Origin of the sequence: uncultured Brachyspira sp. (assembly GCF_944393015.1) — a bacterium.
Lineage (GTDB): Bacteria > Spirochaetota > Brachyspiria > Brachyspirales > Brachyspiraceae > Brachyspira.
In genome coordinates this window covers 66,227-91,307 of the sequence record NZ_CALXYQ010000004.1, presented here as the reverse complement: position 1 = coordinate 91,307, position 25,081 = coordinate 66,227, and the positions used below count along the sequence as shown (strand labels likewise).

General features: G+C 26.1%; 21 protein-coding genes. 7 read left to right on the top strand and 14 right to left on the bottom strand.

The features are described from left to right. Positions 1-274 precede the first annotated feature (274 nt). From Q0K19_RS02820 to Q0K19_RS02805, 4 genes are all read right to left on the bottom strand, one after another. Positions 275-937, bottom strand: coding sequence for a DUF4405 domain-containing protein (locus tag Q0K19_RS02820; RefSeq protein ID WP_297245111.1), 663 nt, complete (start codon positions 935-937; stop codon positions 275-277). Positions 938-1,210: 273 nt separating this feature from the next. Then, on the bottom strand, positions 1,211-3,487 hold the full coding sequence (locus tag Q0K19_RS02815; protein ID WP_297245110.1) for a cation-translocating P-type ATPase: 2,277 nt from the start codon (positions 3,485-3,487) through the stop codon (positions 1,211-1,213). Positions 3,488-3,679: 192 nt separating this feature from the next. After that, a complete protein-coding gene (locus Q0K19_RS02810; protein ID WP_297245109.1) occupies positions 3,680-4,252 on the bottom strand; it encodes a hypothetical protein in 573 nt (190 codons plus the stop codon). 293 nt (positions 4,253-4,545) lie between these two features. Next, entirely contained in the window at positions 4,546-5,484 is a 939-nt protein-coding gene (locus Q0K19_RS02805) for a UDP-glucuronic acid decarboxylase family protein (protein WP_297245108.1), read from the bottom strand. Between the two features lie 579 nt (positions 5,485-6,063). On the opposite strand from Q0K19_RS02805, the gene Q0K19_RS02800 reads away from it, so the two are divergent. Next, positions 6,064-6,303, top strand: a complete 240-nt coding sequence (locus Q0K19_RS02800; RefSeq protein ID WP_014486516.1) for a hypothetical protein — start codon at positions 6,064-6,066, stop codon at positions 6,301-6,303. Between the two features lie 134 nt (positions 6,304-6,437). Here the strand turns inward: Q0K19_RS02800 and Q0K19_RS02795 are convergent, their stop codons facing one another. The 3 genes from Q0K19_RS02795 to Q0K19_RS02785 form a co-directional block, all read right to left on the bottom strand. After that, on the bottom strand, positions 6,438-7,772 hold the full coding sequence (locus tag Q0K19_RS02795) for an NfeD family protein (RefSeq protein ID WP_297245107.1): 1,335 nt from the start codon (positions 7,770-7,772) through the stop codon (positions 6,438-6,440). 552 nt (positions 7,773-8,324) lie between these two features. Next, entirely contained in the window at positions 8,325-8,762 is a 438-nt protein-coding gene (locus tag Q0K19_RS02790) for an EamA family transporter (protein WP_297245106.1), read from the bottom strand. Between the two features lie 55 nt (positions 8,763-8,817). Continuing rightward, positions 8,818-9,663, bottom strand: a complete 846-nt coding sequence (locus Q0K19_RS02785) for a bifunctional 5,10-methylenetetrahydrofolate dehydrogenase/5,10-methenyltetrahydrofolate cyclohydrolase (RefSeq protein WP_297245105.1) — start codon at positions 9,661-9,663, stop codon at positions 8,818-8,820. 120 nt (positions 9,664-9,783) lie between these two features. Here Q0K19_RS02785 and Q0K19_RS02780 point away from each other — a divergent pair, with 120 nt between their 5' ends. Together Q0K19_RS02780 and Q0K19_RS02775 are read left to right on the top strand one after the other, a co-directional pair. Next, positions 9,784-11,001: a hypothetical protein gene (locus tag Q0K19_RS02780; protein WP_297245104.1), complete on the top strand. Its 1,218-nt coding sequence runs from the start codon at positions 9,784-9,786 to the stop codon at positions 10,999-11,001. A gap of 61 nt (positions 11,002-11,062) precedes the next feature. Continuing rightward, on the top strand, positions 11,063-12,475 hold the full coding sequence (locus Q0K19_RS02775; protein ID WP_297245103.1) for a sodium:alanine symporter family protein: 1,413 nt from the start codon (positions 11,063-11,065) through the stop codon (positions 12,473-12,475). 80 nt (positions 12,476-12,555) lie between these two features. Here Q0K19_RS02775 and Q0K19_RS02770 read toward each other — a convergent pair whose 3' ends face one another. From Q0K19_RS02770 to Q0K19_RS02750, 5 genes are all read right to left on the bottom strand, one after another. Next, positions 12,556-12,996: a hypothetical protein gene (locus Q0K19_RS02770; RefSeq protein ID WP_297245102.1), complete on the bottom strand. Its 441-nt coding sequence runs from the start codon at positions 12,994-12,996 to the stop codon at positions 12,556-12,558. Continuing rightward, positions 12,974-13,480: a hypothetical protein gene (locus tag Q0K19_RS02765; RefSeq protein ID WP_297245101.1), complete on the bottom strand. Its 507-nt coding sequence runs from the start codon at positions 13,478-13,480 to the stop codon at positions 12,974-12,976. Before Q0K19_RS02765 ends, Q0K19_RS02770 begins: the two co-directional genes overlap by 23 nt. Further along, positions 13,470-13,964 (bottom strand): hypothetical protein, encoded by a 495-nt coding sequence (locus Q0K19_RS02760; RefSeq protein WP_297245100.1) that lies wholly within the window; start codon positions 13,962-13,964, stop codon positions 13,470-13,472. Before Q0K19_RS02760 ends, Q0K19_RS02765 begins: the two co-directional genes overlap by 11 nt. A gap of 216 nt (positions 13,965-14,180) precedes the next feature. Then, entirely contained in the window at positions 14,181-15,350 is a 1,170-nt protein-coding gene (locus tag Q0K19_RS02755) for an iron-containing alcohol dehydrogenase (RefSeq protein WP_297245099.1), read from the bottom strand. Between the two features lie 765 nt (positions 15,351-16,115). Beyond that, complete coding sequence (locus tag Q0K19_RS02750; protein WP_297245098.1) at positions 16,116-17,042, bottom strand: energy transducer TonB; 927 nt, start codon at positions 17,040-17,042, stop codon at positions 16,116-16,118. A gap of 1,152 nt (positions 17,043-18,194) precedes the next feature. Between Q0K19_RS02750 and rsmI the strand changes: the two genes are divergently transcribed. After that, the gene (gene rsmI, locus Q0K19_RS02745; protein WP_297245161.1) at positions 18,195-18,971 is read left to right on the top strand and encodes a 16S rRNA (cytidine(1402)-2'-O)-methyltransferase; all 777 of its coding nucleotides are present in this window, start codon (positions 18,195-18,197) and stop codon (positions 18,969-18,971) included. Continuing rightward, positions 18,961-19,254 (top strand): flagellar biosynthesis anti-sigma factor FlgM, encoded by a 294-nt coding sequence (locus tag Q0K19_RS02740; RefSeq protein WP_014486503.1) that lies wholly within the window; start codon positions 18,961-18,963, stop codon positions 19,252-19,254. Before rsmI ends, Q0K19_RS02740 begins: the two co-directional genes overlap by 11 nt. Before the next feature lie 116 nt (positions 19,255-19,370). On the opposite strand, the gene Q0K19_RS02735 is transcribed toward Q0K19_RS02740, so the two are convergent. Next, positions 19,371-20,330: a helix-turn-helix transcriptional regulator gene (locus Q0K19_RS02735; RefSeq protein WP_297245097.1), complete on the bottom strand. Its 960-nt coding sequence runs from the start codon at positions 20,328-20,330 to the stop codon at positions 19,371-19,373. Then, the gene (locus Q0K19_RS02730; protein WP_297245096.1) at positions 20,327-21,100 is read right to left on the bottom strand and encodes a sensor histidine kinase; all 774 of its coding nucleotides are present in this window, start codon (positions 21,098-21,100) and stop codon (positions 20,327-20,329) included. The genes Q0K19_RS02735 and Q0K19_RS02730 overlap by 4 nt, the downstream gene beginning before the upstream one ends. Positions 21,101-22,394: 1,294 nt before the next feature. On the opposite strand from Q0K19_RS02730, the gene Q0K19_RS02725 reads away from it, so the two are divergent. Further along, positions 22,395-23,984 carry an arginine--tRNA ligase gene (locus Q0K19_RS02725; RefSeq protein ID WP_297245095.1) on the top strand — a complete coding sequence of 530 codons (1,590 nt, stop codon included), beginning with the start codon at positions 22,395-22,397 and terminating at the stop codon, positions 23,982-23,984. Positions 23,985-24,550: 566 nt separating this feature from the next. Then, positions 24,551-25,081 carry a hypothetical protein gene (locus Q0K19_RS02720; RefSeq protein WP_297245094.1) on the top strand — a complete coding sequence of 177 codons (531 nt, stop codon included), beginning with the start codon at positions 24,551-24,553 and terminating at the stop codon, positions 25,079-25,081.

Genomic DNA, 25,081 nt, shown 5'->3' with positions numbered 1-25,081 from the left:
TTTTCAATTATATATTTTTAAATATATCTGTCAATACTGATAAAATGTTTAATTAAAAAATACTTATTAATAAATAATTATCAGATTAAAGGCGGTTAAATAAATTGCTAATATAATAAAAACTTGGGCGGGTGCTAACATTTCAATGTTAGTATATAAGAAATAATAAGCAGAAATTTCAAAACAAATGCTAAAAAGAATAAAGGGCGGGGTATGTAAATAAATTTTAAAACTTAATTACATCTATTCCCGCACTTTGAAAATTATAAAGTTATTATCCTTGCTGTATACTCATCTTATTTAATTTATTGCTCAATCTATGTAAGTAATAAGTAATGAATATAAAAACTCCCATTACAGCAACATGATCCATAAAGAAAAATACTGCAGCTTCTTCAGCTTTAGGAACTTTGGCAATTACAAACATATTAATATAAAAACCTCTTTTTATAAAAGAAACTATTCCATATACAGCTATTAGCAAAGCTATCAATATATATATTTGTTTTTTTATATTTATAATTTTTTTACTCATGTTTATAAATATTCCCCAATGCATTCCCAAATGTACAGACATCAATATGAATCCCCAATAGCTGCAAACTATATGCAGTTTTTTATTGAATACTTTGATGCTGCTAAGATTAAGGAATTCTACTAAATCTCTATTAAATAATATTCCGCTTACCACTAATCCAAACATACATATAAAAAGCATAGCATTTATAAATGTATTAAGCGATCTATTTAAATTGTATTTTCCTTTAGGCAGATTTTTATACCAATTAATATTCATTATATTATGAAGTATAAAAAATACAAAAATCAAAAAGCCTAAATATTCATGTATAGTTCGTCCTGTAAAATGATATCCCATCAAAACGAAATAAAGAATTATCATTATTATATCTATAATTATTTTAATCCTATTTCTCATATATAATTTTCCCCCTATTTACAAAATTAGTCAATCATCTCAATTATTAAAATAATATAGCATGCTATTTACTTTATTAGACGAATTACTTTGTTAAAAGTTTCCTATAATTTATTTTTTGTAAAAAAAATTTATATATTTTTTTATTATTTATTATTATGCTTGTAACTTCGCTAGCAATAATAAAAAATCCATAGAAATTAGGAATATAATTTCTATGGACTTATGAGTAAATATGATTGAAAAAACTTAGTATATAAATAAAAATGAAAATTATTTGCTTGGTTTGAAAAAGTTTAATCTCAAAGCATTAGTAACAACAGAAACAGAACTTAAACTCATAGCAAGAGCAGCAAATATAGGATTCAAAAGTAAATCCTTACCCATAATAGCAGTTAAAAATCCTCCTATAGAAGAAGCTATTAAAGGTTCTCTGAATACATGCAAAACTCCTGCCGCAATAGGTATGCCTATTACATTGTAGCAAAAGGCCCAGAATAAATTTTGTTTTATATCCCTCATAGTTGCCTTGCTTAATTCTATAGCAGTTACAACATCATTAGTATTTGATTTTACTAATACTATATCAGCACTTTCAATAGCAACATCGGTACCGCTTCCAATGGCAATACCAACATTAGCCTGAGTTAAAGCAGGTGCATCATTTATACCATCGCCTACCATAGCAACAGTTAAGCCTTGATCCTGAAGTTTTTTTACTTCATTAGATTTTTCTTCAGGTAGCACTTCTGCAAATACAATATCAATACCGGCTTCTTTTGCAACTGAATTAGCTGTGTTTTTGTTATCTCCTGTAATCATTGCAGTTTTTATTCCAAGTTTGTGAAGTCTGTTTATTGCCTCGATACTTTCTTTTTTTAATTTGTCAGCAACTGCTATTATACCTAAAAGTTTATTATCATAAGCAACATACATAGGAGTTTTACCTTCTTTTGAAAGTTTATCCATATATGAATTATAATTTTCTATATTGATATTTTCTTTATTCATTAGTTTGTAATTGCCCATTAAAACTTTTTTGTTATCAATGAATACTTCTATACCAAAACCAGCTATGGCTTTAAAATTTTCTATATTAAGAAGTTTTATATTTTTTTCTTTGGCCTCTCTTACTATAGCTTCGCCTAAAGGGTGTTCGCTTCCATTTTCAGCACTTGCCGCTATCAAAAGAAGTTTGTCTTTATCATCAGAAATAATGTCAGTAACATAAGGCTTACCCTCTGTAAGAGTGCCTGTCTTATCGAACATCACCGCATTTATTTTTCCAGAAACTTCTAAAGCCTCAGCATTTTTAAAAAGTATTCCAAGTTCAGCACCTTTTCCAGTACCAACCATTATTGCTGTAGGTGTCGCAAGCCCTAAAGCACAAGGACAAGCTATAACAAGTACGGATACAAATACGGTTAAAGAAAATACAAAATTATGAAGAGCTATAAACCAAATTATACCGGATATCAAAGCTATAGTTATTACCGCAGGTACAAAGTATGAAGACACAACATCGGCAATATGTGCTATTGGAGCTTTTGAACCCTGAGCATCTTCTACTAATTTTATAATCTGTGCTAATGCAGTGTCAGCTCCTACTTTTTGAGCTTTGAATTTGAAACTTCCTGTTTTATTTATAGAAGCACCAACTACTTTATCCCCTACACTCTTTTCAACTGGTATGCTCTCGCCTGTAAGCATAGATTCATCAACACTGCTGTATCCTTCTATAATTTCACCATCAACAGGAATCTTCTCACCCGGACGAACTAATACTATATCATCAACTTTTACATCTGCAATTTTTATCTCTTTTTCTTCCCCGTCTTTTATTATAGTAGCAGTTTTAGGCTGAAGTCCCATAAGTTTTTTTATTGCCTCACCTGTCTTTCCTTTACTTCTAGCCTCTAAATATTTTCCAAACTGTACTAATGTTATTATAACAGCAGCAGACTCATAATAAAGATTTTCCCCATGAGGATTAAGTCCCATAAATGCTAAAACAGTAGAATAAATACTATAACTGAATGCTGCAGTTGTTCCTATTGCCACAAGCGAGTCCATATTAGGCGAGCCTCTGAAAAGTGCAGGAAAACCTAATGTATAAAATTTATAACCTGATATCATAACAGGTACGCATAAAAATATAGCAACTATAGAAAAAACTTGAGGATTAATATGATGCACCAAAAAACTAGGTATTGGGAATTTAACGAAACTTACCATAGGCGCCATTGATATATAAAACAAAGGTATAGAAAATATTGCTGATACTATAAGTCTTATTTTCTGCTCTTTTATTTCTCTTGCTTTTACTATTGCCGGGTCTTCTTCTTTACCTAAAACCTGATATCCCGCCTTTACTACAACATTCACTATATCATCATACTTAAGCTTTTTTTCATCATAATTGAATACTGCTTTTTCAGTAGCTATATTAACATTGGCATCTTCAATACCTTCTGTTTTTTTCAAGGCTCTTTCTACAGCCCTTGAACATGCAGCACAATGCATGCCTCCTATTTTTAAAGTCATTTTCATATATATAAACCCCTGTATAAAAACATATTTCATTTTACTATTTTTTATAAAATGTTACAATAGTCTAACAATATAATTATAATAAATTTCTAATAAAATTCAAGTAGGGTATATGGGTATATATAAAAAATAAATAAAAAAATAGGCTATATAATAAATATAAAGCCTATTTTAATTAATTTTCTATTATAATTAATTTCTAATAATTTTATCTAATTTATCAGCTGTAACGTAATATTTGTAATTATCACCGTTAAAATGTATTATAACCTGAAAGTCTGTTATAGAATCCTTTCCAAATCTCATTGTTAATGTATAATTGCCTTTATAATCACTTGAATAATATGTATTTTTATTATTATCTAACTTAATATTATCAAAATTAAAAAGACCTCTAGCATGTACGCTAGCTATTTTATCTTCTTCATAAATATCTACATATACCTGTATATCTTCAGGACCTACAGCATGAATTCCATCTAACAACTTAATATTTAATTGTCCTTTTCCGCCGTATTCTACAATACCATTTAATGCCTCAATAGTTGGCTTATCACCATTATTATTTATTCCTGTACCTTCATTATCACTGCCATTATCATTAGAAGAAGTGTTACCTGAATTACTGCTTGTATTTCCTGAATTAGCATTATTTTCTGTGTTTTTTGCTTCATTATTATTTTGAACAGGATTAGCTGGGTTATTATTTGCACATGATACGGCAAATAAAATCATCATTATTATTAAAAATATTTTTGCTTTCATTTCTTATTTCCTTATATTTTCTATGTATTAAATATAACATTTATAAATAAAAAGTGAAAATTTATTTCATATTATATTTTTATGAAGAAATAAAATAATTTACATAATACTTACATTAATTATAAATTATAAAAAAATTATTTATAATTTATAATTAAATTGTAATTTATTTTTACTAAATAATAGAATTGTATATATCACTGTAAAAATACATAAAATATTAGAAAAATAAAAAATGAAATTATTTATACTAAACAAATTATTTATAGCACAAATTATACATTTATATCCAATTATTTATTTTTTAAATAATTATCAAAATATTCTATAGTTTTTTTCAAGCCATCTTCCAATTTATATTCCGGCTTCCAATTAAGTTTTTCTTTAGCCAATGTGATATTAGGCTGTCTTTTTATAGGATCGTTTTTAGGAAGATCTTTGAAAACTATTTCTGATTTTGAATTTGTCATCTCTATAATTTTCTGAGCAAATTCCAACACTGTCATTTCAGCTGGATTTCCCAAATTTACAGGACCTATAAAGTTATCTGCATTCATCATTTTTACAGCACCATCTATCAAATCATCGCAATAACAAAAACTTCTAGTTTGGCTTCCATCTCCGTAAACTGTTATAGGTATATTTTGAAGTGCCTGTATAACAAAATTTGAAACTACTCTGCCGTCATGTTCATTCATTCTAGGACCATAAGTATTAAATATTCTAATTATCTTTATATCTGTTTTATACTCTCTGTAATAATCCATCATCAAAGTTTCAGCACCTCTTTTACCCTCATCATAGCAGCTTCTTATACCATTAGGATTAACATGTCCCCAATAACTTTCATTTTGAGGATGCTCCAAAGGATCTCCGTATACCTCACTAGTTGAAGCATGAAGTATTCTAACATTACAATCTCTTGCTAAATTGAGCATATTGAGTATACCAAAAACGCTTGTCTTAAAAGTATGCACGGGATTTCTTTGATAATGTATAGGAGAAGCAGGACATGCAAAATTATAAATCTCATCACATTCTATATGTATTGGTTCTGTTATATCATGTCTTATGCTTTCGAAATTTTTATTATTCAAAAGATGTTTAATATTTTCTTTACTGCCTGTAAAAAAATTATCTATAGATATTACATAATTTCCTTCATTCAATAATCTTTCACATAAATGAGAACCTAAAAATCCGGCTCCGCCTGTTACAATAATTCTTTTCATTTAAATATCCTTATATATTCTTTATGTATTCATATATATTATAACATATAATTAAATATTTCAATTAAAATTATTAATATATAATTTTAAAACTTTATACTCACATCCCACCCATTTATATTTTATGCCACAAGTTCAAATAATAACTTCATATATCTTTAATGTTCCTCTTGTAAAAGCATACCCGCCCTAGATTTAATTAGATTTACAATTCACTCTGCGCACGGTGAACAGATTATCAAATATAAATAAAATTTGAATTATTAATTGACTTATATTTTTTGCTTAGCTTAGCGTGCGTTGTGTTATATTTAAATTTTAAAACCGCTTGGGTGGGTGTTAACATTTCTTAATAAGCATAAAAGAAAGAAAAAGTGCAATTTCAAAACTAATCCAAAAGCATAAAGGGCGGGATATGTAATTAAAATTTTATATTATAACATATATTAATGACAAAAATTGTCGCTTTTATAAAAAATTACAAAATAATAACTTTAAGTGCATTAAATAAATTCCTTAAGGTTTTTTTTATATTACCGTTAATATTAGCAGTTAATTACTAAAAAAGGAGTTCTTAGTATGACTATCAATAGAATAAATAATAATGTACAGCAAACAGCACAAGTTCAAATGCCTGCTCCTAAAGAAAATATTGCAGCTCAAAATCCTACTAATATACAAAAGATAAGCCAGCAAGGAAGCGGTATGTCTCCTCTTTCAAGCAGATACACTTATGCTATAGGACGTGATGGTAAAAGATACGTTTTGCAGCTTAGAATAGATATATCTTCTGTAAGAGCTTTTAGTTCATTAGCTTAAAATATATTTTTTTGTATTATTTTTATATTATGTAAACATCTATACATTAGAAATATTTTTTGTAAGGATAGTTCTATGCTGAATATTACTGTATAAAAGCTGGAATTTAAATTTCCAGCTTTATAATATTGTATTTAACTAGATTTCTTTACTACTATTCTGTTGCCTTCTACAAGAATAACTTTTAAATTGCTGCCTTTATCTATAAATTCACCTTCACTAACAGCATCGTACTTTTTTCCATCTATGACTATATATCCTGAAGGCCTGAAAAAAGTATCAGCTACTCCTTCTTTGCCCATTAAATCATCATAAGAAACACTTGAATGATATCCTGAAGTATCACTGTCTAATGTAATCTTATCTTTAAAATCTTTTGATTTACTCATAAATCTTGCAATCAATATTATAAGTATGATATCTATTAATAAAGAAATAAATATCACAAAAGAAGCTACAGCTATATTATGTATTCCGAAAGAAATAAATAGTCCGGCTACAATTCCTATTATTCCAAATATACCTGTAATACCAAAACCAGGTATAAGAAATAGCTCAACACAAAGAAGAATAACCCCAAGTATAAATATGGCAGGTGCTAAAAATGTGCTGCTTCCTGAAAAAAACTGAATAAAGAAAAATACAGCAAAAGCTATTATGGCTGTTACGCCTCCGACACCAAACCCCGGAGTTTTTATTTCAATATATATTCCAGCTATTCCTATAGACATCAATATACTTAAAACTAAAGGATTAAGAAGAAATTTTAATACTGAATCATATCCTTCTTCTTCTATATTTACTATTTCAGCATTACTCATATTTTTTAATTCTAATATCTCATTTATAGAATTAGCTTTTTTATCAGCTATATTTATGGCTACTGCCTCATCAGCACTTAATGTAAGCAAAGTTTTATCATCTAAATCTATACCGTCACTTTTCTTAGTTAAAACTATAGTTTCATCAACCATAGCTTCTGCAGCTTTAGCATTCTTTTTTGTAGTTTCTGCAGATGCTCTCATTGCAGCACGCATAGCACTAACCTCTTTTTCTCCTGCCTTTTTAGGTTCATTTCCATTTAAATAAACAGGTGTAGCTGCTCCTATTACACTTCCGTCAGACATATAAATTTCTTTTGCACTCAATGATATCAAAGCCCCAGCAGATAAGGCATTCTTATTAATATAAACCACTACAGGTACATTGCTTTCCATAATATAATTTTTTATAGATAAAGCTGAAGAAAGAAGTCCTCCAGGAGTATCAAGTTCTAATATGATTAAATCTGCTTTTTCATCATTTGCTTCATCTATAGCCTTCTTCAAATATCCGGCATACCATCTGTCTATCTCCTGAAATTCCTGTTTTTTTATAACATAAACTTTACCGTCTTTTGAATATAAATAATTAGAAAAAATAAAAATGCTCAAAAAAAGCATTATCAATATATTATTAAATCTTTTCATTAACCTCACTCTCTTTTTTTAAATTTATATTATTATTTTAGTATAACTTATATTTTTTTCAAGCATAATTATAATCTATAAGACTTTATTCTAATTCCCGCCCTTTTTTCCATAAAGTACAATTTAGAAATTTCTGCTTAATTATTCTTATATGCCAGCACTGAAATTATAACGCCCGCCCAAACTTTATTAAAATTTATAATCTTTTCAACGACGTTTAGAAGACTATCATTTATTGTGTAAATTATAATTAAAAAAACAGCATATATTTTAAGCGTATCACAGCGGCGGTGAGGAAGCAACAAATTTAAAATAATCTTGGGTGGGATGCTATTAAATTATAATTGAGTCATTAAGAAAATTAAAAGTTTGAATTCAGATTTAAACTATAAATATAAAGGGTGGGGAGTGAAAATAAAGCTTTAAAACTTAATTACATACCCCGCCCTTTTTTCTATAAAGTTCAATTTATAAATTTCTGCTTAATTATTCTTATATGCCAGCACTGAAATTATAACGCCCGCCCAAGTTTTATTTATACTGTAGAATTTTTCATGACTGAAGACTTATTATCAATGTACCTGCCACTATAAAAAGCACACCTATAATGATTTTTATATTCAAAGCCTCTTTTAAAAATATTGCCGCTAATATTATGGTAAAAACTATAGAAAGTTTATCTATAACTATTACCTTGTTTACGTTTCCAATCTGTAAAGCCTTGAAATAAAAAAGCCATGATAAACCTGTCGCTATTCCTGATAATACTATAAATATAATAGTCTTTGTATTAAGATTTTTTATAGCATCTATTGTGTCTATAGAATTTACTGAATTTGTATAAAAAACTATAACCCAAGACATTATTAATATTATAATAGTTCTTATGGCAGCTGCTAAATTTGAATTAATTCCAGCTAAACCTATCTTTATAAGTATAGCAGTAAGAGATGCAAATATCGATGATAATAATGCAAAAACAATATCCATAAAAAGCCTTTAATTTTTAATATAGTATTTTTAGTATTATGTTTTTGATTATTAATTATTTTTTGTTCATAATATTTTTATGAAGATAAAGCACATTATCTAAAAGCATAGAAACAGTAACACTTCCAACCCCATTTGGTACAGGAGTAATATAAGAAGCTAACTTTGAAGCCTCCTCAAAATTAACATCTCCTTTTAAAGAACCGTCTTCTAGTACATTTATACCTATATCTATAACTACAGCTCCTTCTTTTATATATTCTCCTGTAATGAATTCAGCCTTTCCTATAGATACGCATAATATATCAGCATTTTTGCAAATCTCTTTTAAATTCTTAGTCTTTGAATGTGCTATTGTTACAGTAGCCGACTTCTGTAAAAGTAAATGAGCTAAAGGCTTTCCAACAATCTCACTTCTGCCTATAACAACAGCATTAGCACCTTCTATATTTATACCAGACTTCTCTATTAAAGCCATAGCACTCTTTGCAGTACATGGAGCTAAATTACTATCGCCTATAAATATTCTTCCCAAATTAACATGAGATATTGCATCAGCATCTTTTTCTATTGAAATGGTTTCATAAACTTTCTTCTTGCTTATATGTTTAGGAAGAGGCATCTGAATCATTATTCCGCTTGTTTCTTTTTCTTTATTTAAATATTCTATTAATGTTAAAAAATCTTTTTCTGTTGTACCTACAGGAAGATTATGCAAAGAACCTATCATTCCCACACTTTCAGCCTGCTTCTTTGCTCTTGTAAAATAAACCTCTGTAGATTTATCATCTTCAAAATATAGAAAATCTATTCTTGGTTTCTTTTCAAGAAGTTCTGTTTCCTTCTTTATTCTCTCTTTTATCTCTTTTGCTAATTCTCTGCCATCTAAAATATTAGACATATAATCTCCTTATAAAAATTTCAATTTGAAATTTTCTTATTATTTTTCATAATAATATAATACCGTAAAATAAAATACAAGTATAGATTTTTTAATATTTATATTGTATATTATTAAACTATGATAAAAAAAATATTCATTATATTTTTTACTATAATAACTATAAGCAGCATATCATTTGCTCAGAAAAAAATAATAATATTTGAAACAGACTATAGTAATAATTATAATTCTTATGCTGTTAAAGATATCATAATAAAAAATTTATTCGTTAATTCTGACTTTCATATAATACCTTATATGCCGTATAAAAAAAATAATTATAAAGAAATAAAATCAAAAATCAAAGAACTCACATTAAATAATAATGCAGATTTATCAATAACTTATGATCTGTTTAAATATAAAAAAGGACTTGTACTTAATTATGTGATATTTGACAGAGAAAAACCTAATGAATGGAAAGAAAAAAATATTTATTCCAAAGAAGAAAATTTCTTTGAGTCTATTAATAAAGTATTGGAGGATATATATTCCTACTCTAAAAAAAATGATAATCTTATAACAAAAGATGAATATGTTTCTCTTATAGGATATTACAGCCAAATAGTAAATAATATTGAAAATAATAATGATGAGAATAAGAAAAAAATTTATGAAATGTTTTTTAATTTCTACAAAGATAATATGTATTTTAATATGGATTATTTACAATACCTCACAGAAAAAGGAAATAAAAATTCTCTTAATGATATGAATATAATAGTAGAAAATATGGAAAAATCTTTAGATAAAAATAATCATTATTATTTATCTGCTTTAGGAGATTTATACTACAGCAAATATAAAATCAATGTTGAAAATGAAGACATAGATATTAGTATAGAAAATTATATAAAAGCAATAAATGCTAAAAATTATAATTACATATATTATAAAAAACTTGCCAACGCTTATATATTAAAAAATGATTATGATAATGCTTCAAAGTCTTATAATGAAGCTATAAAAATTTATGATAAAGATACTGCTTTAATAAAAGATGCTGTTTATCTGCTTAAAAAAGATATGAATCAAAATGGAAATTTAGTAATAGAATATCTGAAAAAGATTATTGATATAAATAAAAATGATGATGAGGCTTTAGAAGAACTAGCAGGTATATATGAAAATTTAGGCGATAAATATAATGCACAAATCTATTACACTAAACTTCTTGAAGCTGTTAATTATAACCTTTATATAATCAATAATGAAAAGCCTAATCCAGTACTATACGATAAATACATAAAAAAACGAAATGAAATAACAAAAAAACTTGATAAATTGAAAATATAATTATGTATACAAAAAAACATATTTATTGTATAATCAAAAAAATACTATAAAGGAATAAAAAATGGAAATTATTAATAGTATAATAACAAATACCAATAATGTAATGTATGGTTATTTATTGTTGGCAGTGTTTTTTGTTATTTCCGTTTTCTTTACTATAAGATTAAAAGGAATACAAATTTCACATTCAATACATGCTTTAAAACTACTATTTTCTAAACATGAAAAAGGAGACGGAGTTTCAGGATTTGTAAGTTTCTGTATAAGTACAGCTTCAAGAGTTGGTACAGGAAATATTACTGGAGTTATGACTGCGGTTTCTGCAGGCGGACCTGGTGCTTTATTCTGGATGTGGATAATGGCAATTTTAGGAGGAAGTTTAGCTTTTTCTGAAAGTACACTCGCTCAGCTTTATAAAGAAAAAGATTCTCAAGGAAAGTTTATAGGAGGAGCTTCTTTCTATATAAAAAGCAGATTAAAAAAACCAATACTAGCAATATTATTTGCTTTATGTATGATATTCACATATACAACTTTTAACGGAGTTCAGGCCAACACAATATCAAATGCCTTATCAAAATATAATGTATCTGTTTATATCACAGCCATTGTTTTAACAGTAATTACAGGAATAATATTATTTAGTAAAAAAAGAGAGACTATAACTCATGCATGTGTATTTATAGTACCTGTTATGGCAATACCTTATATATTGATAGGACTTATTATATTCTTTACCAATTTGCCTTCAGTACCTTTGGCATTTCAAAATATATTTGTGCAGGCATTCAAACCTAGTGCTATTTTCGGAGGTGCTATAGGAATTACAGTTTCAAATGGATTAAAAAGAGGTTTATTCTCAAATGAGGCTGGTATGGGAGGTGCTCCTCATGCTGCTGCAGCTGCTCATACTTCTCACCCTTGCAAACAAGGTTTAATACAGATGTTTTCAGTATTTACTGATACTATATTGATATGTTCTATTTCAGGATTCATACTTCTATTATCTCCGGAAGCTATGAATGAAGTTAAAAATATGGAAGGTATTAATTTATTCCAATATGCTATGGAATCACATTTGGGAGGTTTCGGTTCTATATTTATTACAGTATGTATACTATTCTTCTCTTACAGTTCTATATTAGGAAATTTCTTCTATATAAAGACTGGTGCTGCTGCTGTGAAAGATAATTTTGTAGCCTATATAATAGTAGGACTTATGACTATAGTAATGGTGTTTGCCGGATCATTGGCTGAGTTCAAAACTATATGGGGAGCAGGCGATATGTTTATGGGCTTTATGGCTTTATTAAACATCATAGTTATGGTAATACTTAATAAGCCTGTGTACTTACTCACTAAACATTATGTGAGTCAATTAAAAGAACATAAAGAGCCTACATTCCATAAAAACCTCATAGAAGAATTAAAAACAGATGATGCTATCACTCAATGGGATGATAAAAACAATTAAAAAAAATTAATCTAATAAAAAATAATAAGGGCTTACACTTGATTCAAAGTGAAGCCCTTTATTTTTAATAATGATAAAAATCATTCTTTATCTTTTATTTCATCTACTTTTATTTTACTCAAGTTTAAAATAGGCAAATCTATAGGAGGAAGCTTAGCCATAACAGAAATTTGTGCAACTATTGGTCTTAAATATGAATAAAGTATAGAAGCTAAATTTGGAAATAACTTTTCATCCAATTCATTTTCATAATCAAATAAACCGATTACATGTGCCTGAATAGCACCAATATTTATTTTATTATTATCATCATCTTCTTGCAAAAGTTTCAGCTGTATACCAAAATTAAACTGTATTGAAGTATTTTCTGATTTTATTTTTTGATATGATGCATTAAAGCCTAGATCTAACCCCATACTTTCTTTGTCTATAAGATTATTCTTTTGTATAAAATTTAACTGAGCAAGTTTTATTGATCTTACAGAAACAGAAGATTTTTTAGGCTGCTGTAACTCTTCCATTTAAATCCCTTATATTACTTAATATATAGTCTTTTTTATCAAACTCTATATGAACATTATTAGATTTTGTTTCTATATAATATTCAGAATTATTAATATCTTTATTCATAGAAAAAGAATCATTTTCAAGATAAAATATACTAGATATATCGTTTACCTCATAATATAATTTTTCACGATGTTTAAAAAATATATATGTTAAATCTTTGCATAAACCATTTTTTATATCATCTTCAAAATCTTGATAATCTATATAATAATCATATATATATCCATATAATACATTTTTATTTAATTTTGTTAAATATTTTTGTTTTAAAAAATTAAATATATCATCTATTTTATTAAGATTTCCAAAATAAAAATCCTTATCCAAAAAATATATAATATAAAAATTTCTGTTTTCAATTATTTTAATATTACTGTTTAATTTTAAAAATTCTTTTACATATTTATTCAAAATAAGTAATGTTCTATTTAACATTTAGTACCCCCAAAATTCTACTATAAAAATTATTAGCTTTAACAACTCTGCTTCTATTGCAATATGTAGGATGATACTCATAACTCTCTCTCAATTCAGCAAAATTCTCTCCACATGTTTGAATAGTATTTTTATTTTCATTTATAGGAAATTGATTTATGTTATTTGCTAATTCTTCCCATAAAGAAGGTTTATGCTTATTTTTTTTAACATTTATATAAGTTTTATGCTTTAAACACTCTAAATCACATATATTATTTTTATAAAAATCACAAGTATTTCTTTTAATGCATTTACTAACATAATTAAAATTATTTATTAAATAATCTTTAGCTATTAAATATACACCATAATATAATCTACCAATAATAATATGGTTTATATCTTCAAAATTTAAATTACTATTTATATTTTTTACTATATTATTTGAATTTTTATATAGATAGTTAGCCATACCTATATTTACTTCGCCTCTTCTTTTCATAAAAAGATATCCTATAATAGTGATAATCGGCAAAAAATATATATACAATATAATAAATATAAGTATATATAAGTTATAGTATAACTATATTGATAAAATTGTCAAGGAATTAAAGTATACTTTTATGTAAAAAACTATTTATTTAGGCATAAATAACAAAAACCCCAAGCATTATATAATAACGCTTGGGGAAAAACTATGATTAGAATATATTAATTAAAAGTTGACATCATTTCCATAGTAAGCTGCTTCTAATACTTTTTTCATATTAGAAACGTCAGTCTCTCTTGGGTTAGAGCCTGTACAAGGATCAGCAACGGCATTCTTAGCTATATCATCACATTTTTGTTTGAAGTGATCTTCAGTTACGCCGTTGTCTTTATAAGTTTGTTTTATTCCTAATTTACTATTCAATTCTTTAACTTTATTTACTAAAGAAGCTGTAAGCTCTTCATTAGTATTTCCAGAAAGTTTAAGCATTCTAGCTATATCAGCAAATCTGTCGGCACAAACTTTTGAATTATATTGAATAACATAAGGAAGAAGTATAGCATTGCATCTTCCATGAGTAATGTGGAATTCAGCACCTGTTTTATGAGCTAAGCTGTGAACTATACCAAGTAAAGCATTAGAGAAAGCCATACCAGCTAAACATTGAGCAACATGAAGTTTTGCTCTGCCCTCTTTATCGCCTTTCACTGCTTTTTCTATATTATGAACAATCATATCAATTGCTTTCATAGCCAAAGCATCTGTTATATCAGTTCTAAGTCCTGCAACATAAGCCTCTATAGAGTGAGTAAGTGCATCCATACCAGTATCAGCAGAAACTGTCTCAGGCATTGTCATAGGTATTGAATAATCAAGTATAGCAATGTCTGGAGTAATCTCAAAATCTGCTAATGGATATTTAATGTTTGTTGAATAATCAGTTATAACTGAGAAAGCAGTAACCTCTGAAGCTGTACCGCTTGTAGAAGGAATTGCTGCAAATATTGCTTTCTTTCTAAGTTTAGGCATAGTAAAAGGAGTTTTAATATCATCGAATTTCTTCTCAGGATATTCATAAAAGACCCACATAGCTTTAGCAGCATCAAGTGCAGAACCTCCTCCCAATGCAACTATTACATCAGGATTAAATTCTCTCATAGCTTCAGCACCTCTATAAACTGTTTCTATAGAAGGGTCTGGTTCCACTCCGTCAAATATCTTAACTTCTAAACCAGTATCTTTTAATATTTTTTCGCATTTATCAAGGAATCCTCCTCTTTTCATAGAAGAACCGCCTGTAACGATTATAGCTTTTTTGTAACCTTTTAAATTCTTTAATTCCTCCATAGCATTATCGCCGTAGTATAAATCTCTTGGAATTGTAAATCTTGACATTCTTTAATCTCCTGCAATATCTCTTTATTGTTCTTTATTATAACATTTATAGAATTTTTGTCAATTATATTATAATAAATTGTTTAAATTTTATGATAAAAAAGTATAATAAAGTAAAATATTTTTATAAAACTATGTAAATATGAATAAATTTTATGTAATTGGTTACAATTTTTATTAAAATAATATAATATAAAGTGTTAAATTTTAATATATAAAAAATATTTATAGGTTAAAATAGGAAAAACACTTGGACCAATGCTGTAATTTCTAATTAAGCAATAAGAAAGTAAAAAACATATATTTAAAATTAAGTGAAAAATATAAATGGTTGCAAATGTAATTGGGTTTTAAACTTTATTTATATCTCCACTTTATTTATTATATTTTAATTTTGCGTATTAGTTCATATACTATATATTTTTAGAGTCATTAAATTTATTCAACAATAAAAAATTTTAACATATAATATTATTGAAATTTTTATTTTATATATCTTTTATACTTTATATTGAAATTATCTATCATAATTTTTTAATGGAATGCTAAAGACAAATTATCAATTAATTTATTATTCTTAATTATCTTAGAATCATTTTGATTAATTAGTATTTTAATATATTTTATACTTTAATTTCGAAAACTTTGAGTTTATAGTATTTTCTATATTCACTAAATAAAACTATTATAATGACATATAGCTATATTAAATTCTTTCATATATACATTATTACAATTAATTATATGATTTGCTGTATTACAAAATTACTCTCTGGAGAAGTTTTGATATATAAATTTAAAAGGTATATAAATCTTACCATTTTCAGCATAGTCATTCCATAAACCCTGTGGAGGAGGTTTTAATTTCTTAGCATACTCAATAGCTTTTGAGCATGAATTATCCAAACTAGTTTGACCATTTATAGATGTTTTCAAGAATTTTTCAAACTCTATATTTCCTTCTTCATCTATAGAAAGCAATACCTCAACTTCATCGGTTCTTATAAGTCCTAAATAATGAGCTTGATTAGGAATAGTAAGATACCAAGAATCTCTTATAGAACCAACTAATGCATAGAAATACCAAAAATATTCCTGAGCCTTAGTACCAAGCTGCATACTTCCTGTTTCGCTTGAAAATACAACTGCCCTATCAGCACCTTCTTCAAATGATGCAGGTATTTTAGTATCACCTTTTATTCCCGGATTTTTAGGTTTATAAGTTTCTACTTTATCTCTGGATATTTCATTTCCTAATTCTTTTTTTTCTTTAGGCTGAATTTGATTATTATTAGGCTTTATATTTTCAGTAGGTCTTCTTTCTATTATAGGGCTATTGGCTCCATCTCCTAAGAAAGAAAAAACAGAAGTATCAGAAAATACTTTTGAAGGCTTAACATCTGTTTGACCTTTTGATCTCAATGTTTTATCGGATGCAAAAGGAGTATCTTCTTTACTTTCTTCCTCATCTACTTCAGGAGTTTCTACCAAAAACATATAGTTATCTTTCTTATATCTTTCTTCTGCTTCCTTTTTAGCTTTCTCATAAGCAAATACTTCCTGCATTATAGAAGTATTTATAAAGCTGAATAAAAATATATGCAGTATAAAAGATACTATAACAGAAAATAGTATATCTTTTCTTTTTATCAATTTCTTTTTTATATTAGAAATATTTTCTTTTATATTCATAAGATTAATTTTATATTTAATTAATATATTTTACAAGTTTTAAAACATATTAAAGGCTTTAAAATAAAATATTATTTTTAAAATTATTAGACGCTAAATATCGTAATTGATAAGAATTTATTTAAATATAAAAAATGTTTCACATGAAACATTTTATATACTAAAGCATTAATTATTAATATAGATTCATTAGCTTTCAGATATAATTTTATTAATTAAATAAATTTTATTTAGCCCGCCCTCCCACCCCAAATATAACGCACGATTTACTTAATTTAAATTTAAGGCGAATATATAAAAACAATTCAATATATTATTAACCTGCTAACCGTGCGATAAAATGTTTCACATGAAACTTTTTATTCTATAATAATATAACCATTTAAAAAATTAATATAATGAGGAAATATCCCATAAATAAAATGTATTATTAAAAAATTGGCTAATTATAGTTGATTATTATAATAGTACATTTTTCGGCGGTAAAAAGAACAAAAAATTATAATTATCCTAATCAACACTAATTATTAATATATTAGTTTTGAAACAAGTCTAATATTTTAAAAATATTATATTAATTATTAGTTTCACGTGAAAACTTTAGTATTTTAATAATTTATTTAAGATAGTAGAAAATATTAAATAATTTTAGTATTTATAAAAACTCATAACTTTGCAAATATACATTGTATACATTTAATAGTATTGAATATACTAAAAATTTTATAGTTTGTCAAAAACACAATTTTGAATTTAAGTTATTTGTATGGACTAACCCTGCGAAGCACACAGTCATGCTTCTCTGCGTAATTTGCAACACCCAATTTCTTTTGCTGTAGGTAAAGCACCTACTCAGAGAATAACGTTTGACTCGCTGAAATAAGCCTGTGATGTACACACAAACTTTGATGAAGTACTTAGAATGAGTGCAGCAAAAAGTTGATAATACATTTATAAAAATATAGTTTTTTAACTATATACTAGTTTAAAAATGTTTCATGTGAAACATTTTTGATTCAGTATTATTGTGTTAATGAAAAGTTTAATATATAATAAAAATAAATATAATACTGGAGAATTACTATTAAAAAGAATAATAAAGAAATCATCAATAATAATGATTTTAAAAGTGATGAAGAGTTTATAGAAGAAATAACAAATAATGATAATAATAAAAATGCTGTTGAAAATGGCGTTATATATGTAGTTGCTACTCCTATAGGAAATATGGAAGATATAACTATAAGAGCTTTGAAAATTCTTAGAAATGTTGATTTTATATTGGCTGAAGATACTAGAGTGGCTTTGAAACTTCTAAACTTTTATAATATTAAAAATAAATTATTTTCTTATCATAGCCATTCATCTGAATATAGAATAAATGAATATATAAATGAAATATTAAATGGAAACTCCGCTGCTATAGTAAGCGATGCAGGCACACCTTGCATAAGCGATCCTGGAGTTAGCATCATAAAATTGGCTATAGAAAAAAATATAAAAATAGTACCTGTAGGCGGAATATCTGCATTCACTTCCCTACTCTCTGTTTCTGGAATTTCAGGAAATACCTTGTTCGTTGGATTTCTTTCTAATAAATCAGGTAAAAGAAGAAATCAATTAAAAGACTTGTATAATAATCAAAAAACAATAATAGTAATATATGAATCTGTATACAGAGTAAAAGAATGCATAGAAGATATTGTTAACATATTTGGAGAAAAAACGGATATTGTTATCGGAAGAGAAATAACTAAACAGTTCGAGCAAATAATAAGATCAGAGGCTAAAAATATCCTTGATTTTTTTACAGATGGTAGTATACTAACTAAAGGTGAATTTTGTATTATAATTGATAATAGAAAATCTAAAGTATGCGGGGCTAATGCCGAAAATAATTCATGTAAGGAGTCAGACTATGACAATTGATAAAATAGGCGGCACATCAAATATACAACAGAAATCTAACATTAAGTATAATGAAAAAGTTTCTAAAATGGGTTCAGATAGAATAGAAATTTCTAATGAATCAAGATTAGCTTTGCAAAATGAAAAGTTAGTAAACATTATCAAAGAAGCTCCTGATGTGAGAGAAGAAAAGATAGCCGAAGCTAAAAAAAGATTAGAATTATATATGCAAGATGGTGCCCTAAGAGAAGAGGTTCTAAACTCTTTGGCTAATTCTATAATAGATTCTATGCCTATAGAATAATAAGACTCTTTTATAATTTAATTATTTCAATATTCTAATCTTAAAAATAGTAAGAATAAAAAAACTTACTATTTTTTAAAAAACTAGTTATCATAAGCAAGTAATTATATACATAATCAATTCTTAGAAAACTTATTAACCAATTCTACCCTATTTTTCACGCCTGATTTTTCATATATATTAGCAACATGATTATTTACTGTATTTAGGGATATACTAAGTATTAATGATACTTCCTTATTAGTTTTGCCGTCAAGAAGATATGATAATATTTCTTTTTCTCTTCTAGTTAAATTTACATCTATTTCTTTTGAAGATTCATTTTCTGTTTTGATATCATCTTTTATATTGTTATCATTATTTAAATTATTAGGATTAGACATTTTATTATTAACTATATTAATGAAATACCAAGACAAATAGCCAAGCATTACTAGATTCCACCATATATAAAACAATACCAATGTTATGTCCATAGAGCCTATATCAGCTGCTTCTACTCTATAAATTATGAGCTGATATATAAGAACCGGATATATTACTATAGTTATAAGTCCTAGTATCTTAACTATTAATTTCATCGTTTTATCTTCTATATTTTTATAGTTTACAGCTCCTATTATAAATATTACTATTATAGAAATATAGAAGATAATACTGCTTATTATATACATATCAAATTTTATCAATATTCCCAATATGCCTAAAATAAAATGAATTATAGATATTGTAATATAGGCTATATTTTGTTTGAAACTCCATTTTATATTGAGAAATCTATATAAAAATGCCGGTATGAAATAAAGCATTAATGACATAGCTATAGAGAAACTAAAGAAATATAAAGTATTAAATATATTGTTAGACATGAAATACGGGACCGTTAAAAAACTTAGAAGTTTTACAGCCCTTATTAAAAGAAGAAAAGCAAAAGTAAATAAAAATATTATATAATATTTAAGCCATGCAACTCTTTCTATTATATAATAGATAATAGAAAAAAGTATTGTAGAAAAACCTATTATAAAAGCAAATAAATAGGCAATTAAAAGAATATATCCTAATACATAATTCATAACTTATTCTTAGCTGGAAGTATTATATTAATCCTTTGTTCATTTTTTAAAGATTCAAGCCATATATTACCATAATGTTCTCTTATTATTCTATAGGCTGTATATAAATATAGATTATTAAAATTGAAATTATCATAAGATATTAATGGCGTTTTAAATAGCATTCTTTTTATATCATCAGGTATATTATCGCATTCGAAAGTTATAGATATATCTATACATTCTTCATTTAAATCAAGTATTTTCTCATCCTTTTCGCTTATATTATCAACGCCGTTCATTAATAAAAACTCTTTATCTTTACCATAATTTATCAAACTATAAGATATATTCATAGATGTATTTACTTTTATTAAACTATATATAAAAGAAAATATATTAAGAATACTTCTCTTTATTTTATCCCTGTCCATTAAAACTATGCATTCTGTTAGTATTTTATCATCCAGCTTTATTTTAGTCCTTTTAGATTTAAATAAATCGAATACGCTGTCCAAAGCTTCATTTATAATAACTGATATATTTTCAAAATTCATATTAAGTTTAAAAGAGTCAGAATTTATATCATTAAAGTCGCTTAAAGATTCCATAGTTCTATTTATTAGAAAAGATTGTCTTACTATTGTGGCTCTTGATTCACTGCAGTAATTATTGGCACATCTTTCTAAATCTATATATTTAGTTATTATACTATTGTAATTTTGAACATCATAAATTATGTTTGAGATTAAATCTTTTAACTTACTATTAATATAAAAATTCTGTTTCATAGTACTATCCAGAATAAACATAATATTTTAGATTATTATAACATAAAATTATTAAAAATGCTAATTATAGATTATGAATTCAAATTTTGAATTCATATTCAAAATTCATATACTAAATTTTATATTGAAATTTATACAGTATTTTTTATTCAAATTTATCAACATTATCAACAAGTTATTAACATTACTAAAATAATTGAATTCATTATATTTTATATATTAAAATTCAAATTTTGAAGTATATTCTAATTTGTATTATATAATAATATTATATATTTAAATTTTTAAATAAATTTTTTATTATTATTAAGCTGTTGATATGTTGATAACTTTTTGCATATAAGAAGAAATTAAAAAAATGGTATAAATATGATGTTGATAACTATGTTGATATTAACGAATATAGAAATATTCAAAAATAATAAATTTTACTTTGAAATTCAAATTTTTCATAAAATATAAATTTGTTTGCAATGTTAATATTTTTTCATCATTTATTAACATCTTATCAACTAATTTTATTTTAACTTCCCTACTCTTCTGTATGATAGTAAAATTTTTCCAAAAGACTATTAAATATATATGCTTATACTATAGATCAATTTAGTTTATACTAAAAATTTTTAAGTTTGTCATTTTTTTAGTCAACTTTTTCCCACCGCAAAAAGTTGCAAAAAGTGCAAGTATAAAATTAGTATTAAATCATACTAAAATTGTCTTATATGGTAAGATAACCTATTAAATGAAATCCTATATGTAGCCTTTTTGCTTCTTTGTGGCAACAAAAGAAGTGGGGTGTGGGGCAAAGCCCCAGATATTAAAAACAAAATATGACTTTATTTTTTGACAAACTATAATTGTTTAGGTATATACTAAAAATTTTTAAGTTTGTCATTTTTTTAGTCAACTTTTTCCCGCCGCAAAAAGTTGCAAAAAGTGCAAGTATAAAATTAGTACTAAATAATACTAAAATTGTCTTACAAGTAAAATAATTTATTACATTTAAGTTCAAATATAGTCTTTCCGTACGATATTGCAAATCATTATGGATAGCCAACTATATATGCGGCTGATTACTTATTATTGTACAAGTATATAGTTTTATATTATTTATAAGTTATAATTTTTATCATATAGAATTATTTTAAAAACAATGCTTTAAAACATAATGTTTATGCCGTTAATAATGGTGATCAAAATAATTTGTAAATACCTTTGAAATTGTACTTGCAGAAGTTATAATCTTTGATATACTTTATATCTAAAAAATATTTTTAATTTTTACGGAGAGCATATGCTTAAAAAAATTATTTCAAATATCCTAAAAGAAGCTTTAAAAGAATATTTAAAAGATACTGATGTAAAAGATATAGAATCTTATATAGAAATAGGATATGCAGTAGATGATAAGTTTGGCGATTATGCTTGTCCTGTTGCTATGAGGCTTGCTAAAGTTTTAAAGAAAAACCCGCTTGAAATAGCAAACTCTATAACAGAGAAAATAGATAAAAAATATTTTGACAAGATAGAAGTTGCAAAACCCGGATTCATCAATTTAACATTATCATACAATTATATAAATGAATGTATAAATGATCTTATAAGCAATGATGATTATGGAAAAAATACAGTTGAAGATAAAAAGAAAATATTAGTAGAATATGTTAGTGCGAATCCTACAGGACCGCTTCATATAGGGCATGGAAGATGGGCTGCTATTGGAAGTGCATTATCTAATATACTTAAATATGCAGGACATGAAGTTTATCAGGAGTTTTATGTTAATGATGCTGGGGAACAGATAACTAAATTAAATGAAAGTGTTAAAGCAGTTAAAGAAGGCAGAGAGATTCCTGAAGATGGTTATCATGGCGAATATATAAAAGATGTTGCCAAACAAGACGGAGTACCTAAAGATATTATACTAGAGAGTCAGAAAAAACTATTAGAGAGATTCGGTACTCATATGGACAATTATGCTTCCGAATTAAAGATACGTGAGGGCGGAGAGTTAGAAAAGACTATGGACTTTCTTGACAAGGAAGGACTTTTATTTGAAGAGGATAATGCTGTTTGGTTTAAAAGCACTAAATACGGCGATGATAAAGACAGAGTTGTTAAAAAAAGCAATGGTACATATACCTACTTCGCTCCAGACATTACATATCATAAAAATAAAATCGACAGAGGATATCATTATTTAATAGATATATTAGGTGCTGATCATCATGGTTATGTGCCTAGAATCACTGCTGCTGTTAGGGCTGTCAGTAAAGATACAGCTTCTTTGAAGGTTATACTTGGTCAATTAGTTCGTCTTTACAGGGGAAATGAACTTGTAAGGATGAGTAAAAGAACTGGGGATATGATTAGTCTTGAAGATGTTATTGATGAGATAGGAGTTGATCCTACAAGATACTTCCTACTTATGCGTTCATATTCTAGTTCATTAGATTTTGATTTAGAGCTTGCTAAGAAGAAAGACAATGATAATCCTGTTTATTATGTTCAATATGCTTATGCTAGAATTTGTAATATATTCTTTAAGCTTGAAGAAAAAAATATGTCTTATGATGATAATAAGGCTTTTGATATTTCAAAAATCGCTAATGAAAGTTCTTTAAAACTTGCTAAAATGATATTGAGATTCCCTGATGAAATATATGAGGCTGCCAAATCTTTAGAAGTTTATACTCTAATTAATTATACTTATGAAATAGCCGGTGCATTGCATAGATTCTATTATGATAATATTGTACTAGAAGAAAATGCAGAGATAAGGCAGGAAAGACTTACTCTTATTAAAGCGGTTAAAAAAATACTTGGGCTATGCTTCGACATAATAGGAATATCCAAAGTAGAGAGAATGTGGTCTGAAGAATAATTTTAATTAAAAATTATTTTCTTAACGCACGGTTAGTAAAACTATTATTTATAGTCTAAATTGTAACTCTAAATAAATCTATATTCTAAATTTTATTCTACGTGCGGGTATATTCGCTTTAAATATAAAAAATACCTGGGTGGGCAGCTAATAAATTCTAATTATATTATTAAAAGAAATTAAAGTTAATATTAATAATAAAACTATAAATATAAAGGGCGGGCAAATGTAATTAAGTTTTAAAACTTTATTCTCACTCCCCCACCCTTTTAATTTTTAAATTTTTTAAGTTATTTTTATACTGTTTTTCTTTTAAAACTTTTTCTGTTATTATAACACCCACCCAAGCTTTATTTAAAATTATTGTTTATATACCGCACGATTAATGCTGATATTATTATTAATTTATTTATAATGAAAATAAAACTAGATATTATAGTCTTTATACCGTGCGTTAATTATAATATTTTTTAATAAATAAAAGTAAATAATTTTATACAATTCCTTGATTTTTTAACTAAAATATTATAGCCTATTATTAGGAATAAAATATAGGGGTGATCGCGATGGGTAAAAAACTTCCTCTAATCATTTTAAGCAGTACAATAATCACAGTATCAGCAGCTTTAATAGTATTAAAAAGAAGAAACAGTAAAGGTGAATTTTTTATCAAAAGCTATGACGGAAAGTTTGCTTTGATATTTAATAATGAATGGAAATTATCTAAAGTAAAAAATGAGCTTAATGAAAATTCTAATTTAGAAGCTATAAATAATAAAAATGGTGTATGTTTTATAATGTTCTCTAAATCTAAAGAGGATTTAAATAATATAAGCTTGGAAGAATATAATACAAATATTTTACATGGTATAAACGGAGAAAATATTATATCTTCTAATAAAATAAAAGTTAATAATAAAGAAATGTATATAACAGAATTTGATTCATATTATGAAAATACATTAGTTCATTATCTTTTATATACATTGGAAACAGAGAATTATTATCATCAAGTTATGGTTGCTTTAATAAAAAATGATAATAAAAAACAATTTAAACAGATTAATAATATTTTATCTACAATAAGAGAGTTATAA

Coding starts and splice junctions, on each gene's coding strand:
- Q0K19_RS02750 (WP_297245098.1), bottom strand. CDS start 17,042: ATGAATATAAAAGAAAATATTTCTAATATAAAAAAGAAATTGATAAAA.
- Q0K19_RS02730 (WP_297245096.1), bottom strand. CDS start 21,100: ATGAAACAGAATTTTTATATTAATAGTAAGTTAAAAGATTTAATCTCA.
- Q0K19_RS02775 (WP_297245103.1), top strand. CDS start 11,063: ATGGAAATTATTAATAGTATAATAACAAATACCAATAATGTAATGTAT.
- Q0K19_RS02810 (WP_297245109.1), bottom strand. CDS start 4,252: ATGAAAGCAAAAATATTTTTAATAATAATGATGATTTTATTTGCCGTA.
- Q0K19_RS02815 (WP_297245110.1), bottom strand. CDS start 3,487: ATGAAAATGACTTTAAAAATAGGAGGCATGCATTGTGCTGCATGTTCA.
- Q0K19_RS02820 (WP_297245111.1), bottom strand. CDS start 937: ATGAGAAATAGGATTAAAATAATTATAGATATAATAATGATAATTCTT.
- Q0K19_RS02765 (WP_297245101.1), bottom strand. CDS start 13,480: ATGTTAAATAGAACATTACTTATTTTGAATAAATATGTAAAAGAATTT.
- Q0K19_RS02790 (WP_297245106.1), bottom strand. CDS start 8,762: ATGGATATTGTTTTTGCATTATTATCATCGATATTTGCATCTCTTACT.
- Q0K19_RS02805 (WP_297245108.1), bottom strand. CDS start 5,484: ATGAAAAGAATTATTGTAACAGGCGGAGCCGGATTTTTAGGTTCTCAT.
- Q0K19_RS02740 (WP_014486503.1), top strand. CDS start 18,961: ATGACAATTGATAAAATAGGCGGCACATCAAATATACAACAGAAATCT.
- Q0K19_RS02795 (WP_297245107.1), bottom strand. CDS start 7,772: ATGAAAAGATTTAATAATATATTGATAATGCTTTTTTTGAGCATTTTT.
- Q0K19_RS02770 (WP_297245102.1), bottom strand. CDS start 12,996: ATGGAAGAGTTACAGCAGCCTAAAAAATCTTCTGTTTCTGTAAGATCA.
- Q0K19_RS02735 (WP_297245097.1), bottom strand. CDS start 20,330: ATGAATTATGTATTAGGATATATTCTTTTAATTGCCTATTTATTTGCT.
- Q0K19_RS02780 (WP_297245104.1), top strand. CDS start 9,784: ATGATAAAAAAAATATTCATTATATTTTTTACTATAATAACTATAAGC.
- Q0K19_RS02800 (WP_014486516.1), top strand. CDS start 6,064: ATGACTATCAATAGAATAAATAATAATGTACAGCAAACAGCACAAGTT.
- Q0K19_RS02755 (WP_297245099.1), bottom strand. CDS start 15,350: ATGTCAAGATTTACAATTCCAAGAGATTTATACTACGGCGATAATGCT.
- Q0K19_RS02720 (WP_297245094.1), top strand. CDS start 24,551: ATGGGTAAAAAACTTCCTCTAATCATTTTAAGCAGTACAATAATCACA.
- Q0K19_RS02725 (WP_297245095.1), top strand. CDS start 22,395: ATGCTTAAAAAAATTATTTCAAATATCCTAAAAGAAGCTTTAAAAGAA.
- Q0K19_RS02760 (WP_297245100.1), bottom strand. CDS start 13,964: ATGAAAAGAAGAGGCGAAGTAAATATAGGTATGGCTAACTATCTATAT.
- Q0K19_RS02785 (WP_297245105.1), bottom strand. CDS start 9,663: ATGTCTAATATTTTAGATGGCAGAGAATTAGCAAAAGAGATAAAAGAG.